The sequence below is a fragment of the Microbulbifer thermotolerans genome (genome assembly GCF_900112305.1).
Lineage (GTDB): Bacteria > Pseudomonadota > Gammaproteobacteria > Pseudomonadales > Cellvibrionaceae > Microbulbifer > Microbulbifer thermotolerans.
Window position 1 is genome coordinate 223,181 of sequence record NZ_FOKT01000007.1, and the last position, 12,650, is coordinate 235,830.

General features: G+C 54.1%; 10 protein-coding genes and 1 tRNA gene. All 11 read left to right on the plus strand.

Annotated elements, in window-relative coordinates; all coding sequences use genetic code 11:
• Nucleotides 1-10 precede the first annotated feature (10 nt).
• Nucleotides 11-865 (plus strand): dihydropteroate synthase, encoded by an 855-nt coding sequence (gene folP, locus BM155_RS13000; RefSeq protein ID WP_074903574.1) that lies wholly within the window; start codon nt 11-13, stop codon nt 863-865.
• Nucleotides 866-990: 125 nt separating this feature from the next.
• Complete coding sequence (gene glmM / locus BM155_RS13005) at nt 991-2,343, plus strand: phosphoglucosamine mutase (protein WP_067151724.1); 1,353 nt, start codon at nt 991-993, stop codon at nt 2,341-2,343.
• A 162-nt stretch (nt 2,344-2,505) separates the two neighbouring features.
• Nucleotides 2,506-3,234, plus strand: coding sequence for a triose-phosphate isomerase (gene tpiA, locus BM155_RS13010; protein ID WP_074903575.1), 729 nt, complete (start codon nt 2,506-2,508; stop codon nt 3,232-3,234).
• A 67-nt stretch (nt 3,235-3,301) separates the two neighbouring features.
• Entirely contained in the window at nt 3,302-3,727 is a 426-nt protein-coding gene (gene secG, locus BM155_RS13015) for a preprotein translocase subunit SecG (RefSeq protein WP_067151729.1), read from the plus strand.
• 16 nt (nt 3,728-3,743) lie between these two features.
• A tRNA-Leu gene (locus tag BM155_RS13020) sits at nt 3,744-3,829 on the plus strand.
• Nucleotides 3,830-4,642: 813 nt separating this feature from the next.
• Complete coding sequence (locus tag BM155_RS13025; RefSeq protein WP_067151732.1) at nt 4,643-5,188, plus strand: hypothetical protein; 546 nt, start codon at nt 4,643-4,645, stop codon at nt 5,186-5,188.
• Nucleotides 5,189-5,830: 642 nt separating this feature from the next.
• The gene (locus tag BM155_RS13030; protein ID WP_067157393.1) at nt 5,831-6,337 is read left to right on the plus strand and encodes a hypothetical protein; all 507 of its coding nucleotides are present in this window, start codon (nt 5,831-5,833) and stop codon (nt 6,335-6,337) included.
• A gap of 3 nt (nt 6,338-6,340) precedes the next feature.
• Nucleotides 6,341-8,350 (plus strand): tetratricopeptide repeat protein, encoded by a 2,010-nt coding sequence (locus tag BM155_RS13035; protein WP_074903576.1) that lies wholly within the window; start codon nt 6,341-6,343, stop codon nt 8,348-8,350.
• On the plus strand, nt 8,347-11,469 hold the full coding sequence (locus BM155_RS13040) for a tetratricopeptide repeat protein (RefSeq protein ID WP_067151734.1): 3,123 nt from the start codon (nt 8,347-8,349) through the stop codon (nt 11,467-11,469). Before BM155_RS13035 ends, BM155_RS13040 begins: the two co-directional genes overlap by 4 nt.
• A gap of 133 nt (nt 11,470-11,602) precedes the next feature.
• A complete protein-coding gene (locus tag BM155_RS13045; protein ID WP_067151737.1) occupies nt 11,603-12,196 on the plus strand; it encodes a tetratricopeptide repeat protein in 594 nt (197 codons plus the stop codon).
• A 36-nt stretch (nt 12,197-12,232) separates the two neighbouring features.
• Entirely contained in the window at nt 12,233-12,508 is a 276-nt protein-coding gene (locus BM155_RS13050) for a hypothetical protein (protein ID WP_067151740.1), read from the plus strand.
• The last annotated feature ends 142 nt before the right edge of the window (nt 12,509-12,650 follow it).

Here is a 12,650-nt window from a genome sequence, read left to right on the forward strand (position 1 = left end):
ATAACTCCCCATGCAATTAGTCTGTGGCAAACATACCCTGGATCTGACCAACCCGGTCGTCATGGGCATTCTCAATACCACGCCCGATTCTTTTTCCGATGGTGGTAACTGCTACTCCGCCGGTTCACTGGACTTGGATCTTGCGCTGCGGCGTGCGGAGCAAATGTTGCGAGAAGGCGCGGCCATTATCGATGTCGGCGGTGAGTCCACCCGCCCGGGGGCGCTCCCTGTCGGCGCGCAAGAAGAATTGGATCGGGTGTTGCCGGTAGTTGAGGCCATCAACAACAGATTTGACGTGGTGATATCCGTAGACACCAGCACGCCCTCGGTAATGACGGCAGCGGCTGCCGCCGGTGCCGGATTAATCAATGATGTGCGCGCACTAGAGCGTCCCGGTGCACTCGAGGCTGCTGCCGCAAGCGGTCTGCCTGTATGTCTGATGCATATGCAGGGACAACCGGGAGATATGCAACTGGCGCCGCATTACGAAGATGTAGTGCGTGAGGTGGGTACTTACTTCAGTGCGCGAATGCGGGCCTGTGAGGCGGCGGGTATTCCCCGCGAGCGCGTGATTCTCGACCCGGGCTTTGGTTTTGGCAAAGACGACAATCATCACTTGGCGCTGATGCGCAATCTCGCGGCCCTGGCGCCGCCGGATGTCCCGCTGTTGGTGGGGGTGTCGCGCAAGTCGATGATCGGCCGGTTGTTGAACCGGGAGCTTCACGAACGCTTGCCCGGGAGCCTGGCCCTGGCCATGCTCGCCGCGGAGCGCGGAGCGAAGATACTGCGCGTGCATGATGTCGCCGCAACGGTGGACGTTCTGCGGATGTGGGCGATTGTCGAAGGTGGGGCACTTTCTTCCTGAATGCGGTGCGCCCGCTGCAGTGATCTCGTGCCCCCGGCAGAGTTTCCGCGGTGGCCAGGGGGCGCTTTGAATCCGAACTTGTATAGACCGCCCCACCTTTTTGGGGCTGGTTTTAAGGAAAATAAATGACGAGACAATATTTTGGTACCGACGGCATACGCGGCCGTGTAGGTGAGGGAGTCATCACTCCGGACTTTATGCTGCGCCTCGGCTATGCCGCTGGCAAGGTGCTGGGGAAAATGGCCGGAGACAAGCGTTCTGGGCGCGCCAGCATCCTGATCGGCAAGGACACCCGTGTGTCCGGCTATATGTTCGAGGCGGCCCTGGAGGCCGGTTTAATCAATGCCGGTGTCGACGTCGGCCTCTTGGGGCCCATGCCCACGCCGGCAATCGCCTATTTGACGCGTACCTTTCACGCGCGCGCGGGTATTGTAATCAGCGCCTCGCACAATCCCTATCAGGACAACGGCATCAAGTTTTTCAACGCCGACGGTAGCAAGTTACCGGATCAGGTGGAGCAGGATATAGAAGCTGCACTGGAGCAGCCGATCATCACTGCCCCCAACCTTGGCAAAGCCTGGCGTATTGACGATGCTGCCGCCCGCTATATCGAATTCTGTAAAGCGTCCACCCCTTGGGGGTTTGCGCTAGACGGATTGAAAATCGTACTGGACTGCGCCAATGGTGCCACTTACCACATTGCGCCCAAGGTGTTCCGGGAACTGGGCGCCGAGGTGTCGGCTATCGGTGTCAGCCCCGATGGACTCAACATTAATCTGGAATGTGGCTCTACCAACCCTCGGCAGCTGCAAAAAGCCGTACTGGAAATGGGGGCAGACCTGGGTATCGCCTTCGACGGCGACGGCGATCGGGTACTGTTCGTCGACCGCGACGGCGAACTGATCGACGGCGATCAGTTGCTGTTTATTATTGCTCTGCACCGGCAGCAATATCTCGGTGGCTGTAACGGTGTGGTCGGTACTTTGATGAGCAACTACGGTTTTGAACTGGCTCTGCGCGAACGCAATATCCCCTTCGAGCGCGCCAAAGTGGGTGACCGCTATGTGTTGGAGAAAATGCAAGCCAACGGATGGTCGCTGGGCGGCGAATCCTCCGGCCATATCATCTGCGCTGACGCGACTACCACGGGTGACGGTATAGTGTCCGCGTTGCAGGTATTGCGCGCGGTGAGTGACTTTGGCGAGCCGCTGCAAAAACTCAAGCAGCGCATGAAAATGCTGCCCCAGCATATGATCAACGTGCGCCTGGCCCATCGAGACGGCGTTTTGGATCACGCTGACGTACGGGCTGCAGTCGGCGAAGCGGAACGCCAATTGGCGAACACTGGCCGCGTGTTGCTGCGTCCCTCCGGCACAGAGCCGTTGATCCGGGTGATGGTTGAAGGGCAGGATGCCGCACAGGTAGAGCAGCTGGCAAAGAAAATTTCCACTGTGGTGGAGCGAGTGGGGAACGCGTAAGATACGTGTTTAGGGCGCGGTTGGCTGGTGCTAGGCCTTGACTGGCGAAGCCTGCCATACCCTCGCTGACAGTAGGTGCGGTTGGATTTATCAATATCCATCATTTCGCATTTACATTCCCCGGCAATATCGCTAAGATTTGCGCCCCTTGAAGGAGCACACATGCGCATACCGCTGGTAGCAGCTAACTGGAAAATGAATGGCAGCCGCGAGTTTGCCGAGCAGTTTTTCTCGGCGCTCAACCTCGACGGCGCAAGTTGCGAAGTGGTGGTCTGCCCACCCTTCCCCTATCTGCCCCTGGTGGCGGAAAAAGCCGGGGAAATGGTGGCGCTGGGGGCGCAGAACCTCAGCGAAGAAGTCTCCGGGGCTTTTACCGGCGAAGTATCGGCTTCCATGTTACTGGACTGGGGTGTCCGCTACGCGATAGTGGGGCACTCGGAACGCCGCAGCCTCTATGGTGAAAGCAGCGAACAGGTAGCACGCAAGTTTGTTGCCGCACAAACTGCCGGCCTGACACCGATTCTCTGCGTGGGTGAATCCCGGCAAGAGCGGGAAGAAGGGCGCACGCTGGAGGTGATCGGTAGGCAGTTACAGACGGTTGCGGAAGTAGCCGGTAGCGACGGCTGGAAGTGCTCGGTCATCGCCTATGAGCCGGTGTGGGCCATAGGTACCGGCGTGACAGCCACGCCGGAACAGGCCCAGGAAGTGCACCGTTTTATTCGCGGGCGCCTGGGCGATGCCGGTGCCACGGTGCGAATTTTGTATGGCGGCAGTGTGAAGGCGGATAATGCCGAGTCACTGTTCGCCCAGGCGGACATCGACGGAGCTCTGGTGGGCGGAGCCTCGTTGAAGGCGGAAGAATTTGCCAAAATTTGCCGCGCGGCGGATTGACCTGGCCGGCGGAACCTAAGACACTGAATGGCGGGTTTGCGGAACCCAGACAGAGAGTTTCCATACAATGGAAAAATTGGTTTTAGTTGTACACATCCTGACCGCGCTCAGCATTATCGGCCTGATTCTGCTGCAGCAGGGCAAGGGTGCGGAGGCCGGCGCTTCTTTCGGTGCTGGCGCTTCGGCAACGGTTTTCGGCAGCCAGGGTAGCGGTAACTTCTTCTCCCGTCTTACCGCCATTATGGCTACGATATTTTTTGTCACCAGCCTCGGCTTGGCGGTACTGGCCAAGCAGAGTGCTGAAGCGAATATAGACGCGGACCTGCCTCAGGTGCCTCAGGCTATTGAGCAGCCGGGTGAGTTGCCGGAGCTTGAGAGTGATATCCCCAGTGATATTCCGCAGCTGGACGCGCAGCCGGAGGCCGATGAGCTTCCAGAAGTGCCGGAAGTGGAATCCGAGAAGGTTCCAGCCGAGAGTGAGGAACAGCAGTAACAGAATTTCAGTTTTTGCCCAGGTGGTGGAATTGGTAGACACGCTATCTTGAGGGGGTAGTGGCCTATGGCCGTGCGGGTTCAAGTCCCGCCCTGGGCACCATCACAAAGTGCCGGTTAATTTCGGCAACACTCTGAAGGCCCCGCTTTGCGGGGCTTTCGCGTATCTGGGGCTCGCTATTTCATTCTGCCCATTAGACTATTGTTTTCTGGTTGTTGCAGGTCCAGTGGGCGGGCACCACGGAGCCAGCTGTAGCGCTAATATGAGCTAGTTGGAGGTAACCTAGGGAGCCTCTGGTTAATTCGTGTGAACACAATGGTAGGTTCCGAGGCGCTCAGGCAGCAGGACGGATATTTCGAAAACGCACAAGTGCTTCCCTGTAGCTCCGCCGGATACCGCCTTGTATCCGGTGGTTTCTATTGCCTGGGCTTCACATCCGCCGCCGAAGAGCTTCTGCCACCAGGAAATGAATTAATCAGAGGTTCTCTAGAAGTCAGCTGTCAGAGAAGCAATGCTTGCTGACGTGGCTCCCTTTTGTCTCGAAATGCTAAGAATGTTGCGGATATCAATGCGATCATCTTAGAGGCTCTAATGTATATCCGCGATACTTGCAGATATTCTGTCAATGCAGAAGGTAGGCTGTATAAGCGATATTGTGTTTGTGCAACAAGCAGCAAATGTGATTTTGGGGCGTTGTTTTGTGGCAGAGTGTTTGTAGTAGGCTGGATTGTATCGTTGTTTCTGAAGAAGAGGCTGTGTACTGAGAGTGGGACTATTGATTGTCAGGGATATTCGGCAATTTACTTTTCCCAAGAGGCTGGGTAAGTCTGGTAAAAAGCTGCTTATCTTTAGTCTTGGGGGGCTAATGGCAGGTGAAAATAAAACCGTAATTACTGATTATAAGGAAAGGTTACTATGCGCAATTTGATCCTTATTGGGGTGCTTTTCTTTGTGTCCGCGAGTGCTGCTGCTAAAGAGTATTGGGCTTACAGCAAAGATGGCGTAAATCTTATCGTGGGAATTGGTGTTAGAGGGGGGGCAGTGGTAGTTGTGGATAACCACCTCGGCAAAGAGCCTATTCAGTTTGCGGCGAATCAGTTTAAATTTACGCTCGACAACGGAAGAGTGGAAAGTCCGTGCTGCGTTATTTTTAATCGTAAGGGGAAGCTGGACCTGGCTGTGGGGGCCGGCAGTGCTGCACATTATTATCTTTTAAATATGCCGCCGGCACTGGATCCTTTTGATCGGCAGCAGATTTTGTTGACCCTGAGGGGAGATGAAGATCCCTGGGTTGCTGTCCTTGGGGGAGTCGGTCTGAGTATGGAGGATGCGATAGCGAAGCTGGATCCGGTTAAATTTTATGCCAGCATCAAAGAAATTACTCTGGGTAGTAATATCAAATTCAAACGAATTAACGAAGACAAAGTAATAGAGATTCTGGCTCCTTTACGTGATCTTTAAGCAAAGCTAGGGCGCCCTGGAATCAACTGCAGTATTCATTCGAATTAACAGAGATTTCCTAACACTCAGGATGACAGAGCGGCTCACAGCCCCTAGAGAGGCTGGGGGCGCGCTGAAAAAAGGGTGGTTGCATGGTTTCGGGGCACCTTTATGATATTGTTCATATTTTAGACCCGCCAAGATAAATACATGATCTTTCATTGCCGGAAGTATCGAGTTCGCCTACAGTATTTGGCGCCTTCCTGTGTGCAAAAGAGTTAAAAAGGCACATTTGATTTCGCGATGCTTCTGGTTTTAGTGCAGTGCACAATCGAAGTGTGACCCTGGTTAAAGGGAGCGTTTTGGGGCGAAGAGAGGTTTCGGCTTCGCTGCGAAGACACAGTGCTCCCAATCGCTTTTAAGGGGTGGTAGGTGTACACGGGACCAGGATCTGTAGTGTATCACGCGCTGCCTGTGCATATATCCTCTCCATTTGGAAACCGCTGTGTCTGGATGCCTGAGATTTGACCTGTCTCACATCTGGCTGTGCTTGGTTGCAATACAATCCCGCCCATTGAAACCTCCCTATTTCAGGTGTCCAAAGGCGGCCGCTAGCGGTCTCACCGGTGCTCATTGTTAGAGGTAGAATCAAAGGTGGGCAATATGATTAGAATTCTACAGTTAACAATATTGCTGCTTGTGTGTGCAGCAAATGCACAGGATGTGAGTCGCGAGGATATTCGCGGGCTTGATGAGCAGATTCAAGGCGTCAAAAAAGATGTAATAGATTTGACTGCCGAACTGACACAATTGGAAGAAAAGCTTCTCTTTCCATCCAATACGCAGGTCTCGTTTTTTGTTTCCCTGGCAGACCTTCAGCCTTTTGACTTAGAGGCTGTTGAGTTAAAGCTTAATAACGAGATAGTTGCCCATCATCTCTATACTTTTCGCGAAATTGAAGCGTTGCAAAAAGGTGGTGTACAGAAAATCTACACCGGCAATGTGCAGACAGGTAGTTACCCGTTGGAGGTAACTTTTATCGGCAAAGTTCAGTCGGGCAAGGAAGTGAAGGCCAGTGCCAGTTATCAGGTAGATAAGGAAGTGGGGCCGAAATTTGTCGAGATCAGGATTGCCGGCAACGAGTCCGCGATTAACTTCAAGGACTGGTAAATCATGTTTCCCCGACAGGCATCTTTTCCATGCTGGGCCATGATGGCGCTGCGGGCGGTTGTGGCCGTCCTGCTGTGCGGTAGTGCTGCTGCGGAGAGTGAGAGAGAGGAGCTCAAAGATCTCTTCTTCGGTGCGGCCATGTTTCAGGCCTATCAGGGGAATTACTTTGATGCGATTGTTGGCCTGGATACGGAACTCGACCAGTACCGCCAGCTGGACGAGCCAGAATTAGACCCCTTTACCGCGCACTTGGGGCAGGCGGAGTTTTCGGTGGGCGACCTCGAACTTTCTTATCGCATGCACCTCGAGGCGGGCCGTGCCATCGAGGCCGTGTTGAAAGGTGATGTGCCGCAGCCCGTACGCAATGAAGCTGCCTACCGGCTGGCAAAAATCCACTACCACAAACAGCAGCCGCTGAATGCGTTGCACGCCCTTGAGATGATCGATGGCCGAGTGCCGGAGCGAGTGCGTGCCGACGAGCAGTTTTTGCGCGCGCGCGTGTATATGGAACTCGGCCGTTTTGAGGATGCGGTGGAGCTGTTGCGCGATCTGAAAGGCGAAAAATCGCTGGATGGATTTGTGCAGTACAACCTGGGAATTGCGTTACTTAAATCCGGTGAGGAAGAGCGCGGCGTTTTGGAGTTGGCGGCGCTGGGTAAAAATAGAAGTTCGGACCCGGAAAAACAAGCGCTTTACGACAAAACCAATTTACTTCTCGGCACGTATCTGGTGGAGGCCGATCAGCTCGCTCTAGCGAGAACTTATTTTGATCGAGTGAATCTGGAAGGTCCATTCTCCAACCGCGCCCTGCTCGGTGCGGGTTGGGTGGAGGCGCGGGCCGGCCGCTATGACCGTGCACTGGTCCCTTGGAAATTGCTACAGGAGCGTAGAGTCACCGATGAAGCGGTACAGGAAGCTATGCTCGCTGTGCCCTATGCCTACGGCAAATTGGATGTTCACAGTACAGCGGCAATCAACTACGGCCGCGCTCTGGAGGTCTTTGGTAATGAAATCGATACTCTGAGCGCCTCCATTGACAGCGTCCGCGCGGGTAAATTTCTCGAGGCTTTGCGCCGCAAGGAGGCCACGCAGGTAAAGAATTGGGTAGTGGCTTTGCGGCAACTGCCAGATGCGCCGGAGACTCACTATCTGCTCGACCTGATGGCTTCCAACGACTACCAGAATTTTCTGCGCAACTACCGGGACCTGAATGACCTGTTTGAGCGCAACAAGGAATGGCTAAAAAGTCTCAGCGCCTACGAAGATATTATCGAGTTGCGCCGTGCTTATTACGAACCGCTTTTGCCGGATCTTGATCGGAAGTTTCGCGAGCTGGATGCGCGAATCCACCTGCGCATGGAACAGAGAGATAAGTTCCAACGCCGAATTGATCAGATGTTGGTTACCCGCCGCCCGGAATACTTAGCCAATGCCGACGAGCAGTACGCGCGCTTGCGGTTGCAGAGTATGCGCGAATTGCTGGCCGCAGGCCCTCGTCACTATAGTGAGGAAGTTGAAGCGCGTATTGCTCGGCTTGAGGGGGTTCTCAACTGGCGCCTCGCTACAGAGTACGATGATAGGCTGACCGACGCCTACAAGCACCTGCAGGAGCTGAATGTGGAGATAGCGAAACTGCAGACGGTGTACCAGTCCTATGTGCGCAGCCGGCAGGCCGCTACTCAAAGTTATACCGGTTATAACGGCAAAATTCACACTTTGCGGGAACAACTTCTAAACGCCCAGAGCCGGCTGGAAACGCTGATGGCCCGTCAGGGGAAAATGCTCGAATCACTGGCAGTCAACGAATTGGAACGCCGTCGCTCACAATTGGAGGGCTATCAGATCAAGGCCCGGTTTGCGCTGGCGGATAGCTATGACCGCGCCAATGAATTGCAGGAGCAGCGTGCTGATCAGCGCAAGATTGAGCAATACCGCGCAAAACAAGCGGAGCTGATACCCCAGGATACACCGCAGGAATTACAGGCACCTGCGAGTGAAGGAGGCGATCAGTGATTTTCCATAAACGTTTTTATGGTTATCGCCGTCTTGTACAGGTGACCACAGTAGCTTCCGCGGCACTGCTGCTAAATGCCTGTGCTGTAAACAGCGGCAAAACCATCGGCAGCCTGCACGATGTCGATATCGAAATAAAAGAGGAATATATCGACGGTAGCCTGGAAAAGGCGCTGGCCGCCTACCAGCGGTATCTGCAGGAAACGCCCGAAACCAGTCTGACTCCAGAAGCGATGCGGCGTATTGCCGACCTGAAAATCAAACAGGCGCACCGCGCTGAAGATGCGTTAGTGGACAGAGCTGCGGGCAGTGATACTGCAGTGGCCTCTGGTGCGGACTCCCGGGCCTCTGAGGTGCGACTGGATGCGCCGGCAGCGGGTAAACCCGTTGAGGCTGTGGCCGCGGCCCCAGAATCCGATACGACGCGCGTTGATCGGGAATCGGATGCGGAGTTCGAAGCGCGTGCCACTGCCGGAGTGAATATTGCTGCGCATTCCAGTGTTGCGGATTTGCCGGGTTCAAGCAGCGATGCTTTGCTTTCCGCCAATGCCCGCGAGGCTATCGATATTTACCGTGAGCTGCTGGTCAAGTACCCCTTTTATGAACGCAACGACCAGGTTATGTACCAGTTATCTCGTGCCTATGAGGAAACTGGGCAGATTGAGGCTGCGGTGGAAGTCTTGCGCAAGCTCGTAGCCACGTATCCGAATTCCCGCCATATCGATGAGTCATGGTTCCGCTTGGGAGAGTACTATTTCACCCGAAAAAAATACCTGGACGCCGAGGATGCTTACGGCAAAGTCATCGGTATAGGGGAGACTTCCAGTTTTTACGAACTGGCCCTGTACAAGCGCGGTTGGGCATTGTTTAAACAGGAAATGTACGAGATGGCATTGAATGACTACATTGCCATGCTCGACTATAAGGTGTCCCAGGGCTACGATTTTGAGCAGCAGACCAACGAGGTCGAGCGCAAACATGTCGAAGACACATTTCGCGTTATCAGCCTGAGTTTTTCCTACCTGGGCGGCCCCGATTCGGTAGTGGACTATTTCTCCCGCAAGGGGACTCGGGAGTATGAACCGCTGATATACAGTGGTCTGGGTGAGTATTATCTGGACAAACGGCGCTACCAGGATGCTGCCAAATCTTACAATGTATTTGTTGAGCGCAATCCGCTGCATAAAGTCTCAGCGGACTTCTCTATCCGCGTAATCGAAATCTATAAGAAAGGCGGCTTTCCCAAGCTGGTATTGGAAGCCAAGAAAGAGTTCGCTACAACCTATGCACTGGACGCGCAGTACTGGACTGTATTTGATATTAATGAATACGGCCCGGTGGTTGAATTCCTGCAAAGCAACCTGATTGATCTAGCCAGCCATTATCACGCTGCCTATCAAAATAAAAAATTGAAGGACAAGAAAGGGGAGAATTATCAGGAGGCGATACACTGGTACCGCAGTTACCTGAAGTCCTTCAGTGATAAACCGCGCGCACCAGAGATCAACTATCAGCTCGCCGGTTTGATGCTGGAAAATCGCGATTTTCACGCCGCCGCACTGGAGTATGAGCGTACCGCTTACCAATATCCGGCACACAAGGATTCCAGTGAAGCCGGCTACGCGGCCGTTTACGCTTACCGCGAACACCTTTCCAATAACTTTAAGGATGCCCCAAATGAGCAGCGGGCGCCGCTGTTGCGAGAAATTATCCGTTCATCGTTGACATTCGCGGATACCTTCCCGGAGCATGAAAAGGCACCGAGGATTATGGTAGGCGCCGTGGAAGAACTGTATGGCTTAAAGGATTTTTCAAAGACGATCGAAAATGGTCGCCTGTTATTGGAAAAATTCCCGACTGCAGAGCAGGATATACGGCGTTCTGCCTGGATGATGGTCGCCCACGCGAGCTTTGATACCGAAGCTTATGTAGAGGCTGAAGACGCCTATGGCCAAGCGCTGGCTCTAACCGCGGAGGATGCCGATGATCGGGCTGGTCTGGTGGACAATTTGGCCGCTTCAATTTACCAGCAGGGTGATTTGGCTAGGAAACAGGAAGATCACGCCGCGGCGGCACAGCACTTCTTGCGTATCCGCGAGGCGGCGCCGACTGCCAGCCTGCTGGCCACAGCGGAATACGATGCGGCAGCGTCTCTTATCGTGCTGCAAGACTGGACTCAGGCCGCGACGGTGTTAAACAGCTTCCGCCGCAACTTCCCCGAACATGAGCTCGCTAAGGAGGTGACCAAGAAGCTCGCCGTGGTGTACCAGGAAAGCGGTGAGCTGCTGCTGGCAGCGGAGGAGTTTGAGCGCATAGAAAGGGAGTCCGAGGACGATGATGTTCGCCGCGAGGCGCTGACGCAAGCGGCGGATCTCTACAGCGCCGCCGAGGCAAATGACAAAGCCCTCACCGTGCTGCGCCGTTACGTCAAACTCTTCCCAAGCCCCATGGAGCCGGCTCTGGAAACGCGACAAAAGATCGCGGACATCTATAAAGCCACTGACAGCCAGAAGCGTTATATGGATGAGCTGCGAGAAATTGTGCGAATTGAGCTGCGCGGTGGCGATGAACGCAACGACCGCACCCGTTTTCTGGCAGGAAACGCGGCTCTGCAGCTCGCACAACCGAAGTTCGAAGCCTTTACGCAAATTAAGCTGGTATCTCCTTTGGAGCGCAACATGAAGGAAAAACGCCAGCGCATGAAAGCCGCGGTTAGCGCCTATACGGATCTGATTGACTACCGGGTGGCGGATGTAACTGCTGCGGCGACCTACTACTTGGCAGAGATCTATTTCCACTTTAGTCAGGCCCTCAAGGAATCCGAACGTCCGACCAATCTGAGTGCGCTGGAGCTGGAGGAGTACGAACTGGCACTGGAGGAACAGATATTCCCCTTCGAGGAAAAAGCGATTTCGGTGCACGAGAAAAATGTTGAGTTGCTTGGTGCTGGTATCTACAACCGCTGGATTGATAAGAGTATCGGCAAGCTCGCTTCTCTCGTCCCGGCGCGCTACGCGCGCGCGGAGGAAGCTGGGCAATACATGGAAAGCATAGTCCCTCTTCCTCCGGCGCAAGAACAGGCCAGTGCAGATATGGCGGATTCCGGAAGAGAAGGTTAGGGGGGCGCGAATTGCTTTGCCGACCCTTGCGCTTGGTCCGTGGAGATGAATTGCCCGATGCGCCTCAACTGGTGACAAAATGAAAAGGAAATACTCTATCCGGCGGAGATTCGCGGTAGAGAAAAGAGCGTTTATGTTTCTAGGTGACAAAACATTACTGGCCCTGGCGAGCTTGATGATCACGCTTTTACTCGCTTCCTGTGCCGGCACGCCCACGGCAGGCGGGAAGGTGTCTGATTATTCAACAGTGCGGGTTTCGGGCAGTGTCAACCGCGATTTTGAACGCTCTTTAGAGTACCTGCGGGAGGAGAACTACGCGGCCGCGATTGAACTGCTCCAGTCTGTAATCGAGCGCGAAAAGCGCCTGCCGGCCCCTTACATTAATCTCGCTATTGCTTACTACAAAAATGGCGATGAAAAACATGCAGAAGAGGCTTTGCTACAGGCGCGTGATCTGGACTCGACCCATCCTGTGACTGCAAATGAGCTTGCGGTTCTCTATCGCAAGCAAGGCCGGTTCACCGAAGCGCGGAAAATTTATACCGACGCACTGGCGGAAAACCCGGATTATCTTCCTCTGATTAAAAATCTGGGCATTTTGTGTGATCTCTATCAGCAAGATATCCAGTGTGCTCTGGCACAATTCGAAAAGTACCTGAGTCTGTCGCCGGAAGACAAAGAAGTGGCTATCTGGGTGGCGGATTTAAAACGGCGGGCGAAAAAATAAACGCGTGCCAGAGACCGGAAACTGTGAGGTAAGGCCGTGAAAAGGCTGCTGATTGCGCTTTTGTGCTTCCCTGCTTTTCTCTGCGCGGAAGAAAAAAAGGTGGATACAGAGGTCAAGGAGCTATCCGGAATCTCAATTATTGGCAACAAAGAAGCACCGAAGTCGCTCTACATAGTGCCCTGGAAAAATTCCGAGGTGGGCGTGGAGAGCGAGTTGGTGTCCAGTCTTATGGATGACAAGCTCAAGCCTTTGGACAAGGAAGTCTTTACGCGCGAGCTGGAATTCTACGAGCTTAGCCTGACGGAAGACTGAAGCCGACGCTTGACCCGGGTCGGTAATCAGTGAGCGTTTGCTCACTTTGCCGTTTTAGGCACACGCAACTCTGCACCGGGTAAGAAGCGCGGATAATGGGCTGAACATTTCTAAAGCATCATATACAGAGCGGAGTCCCGCA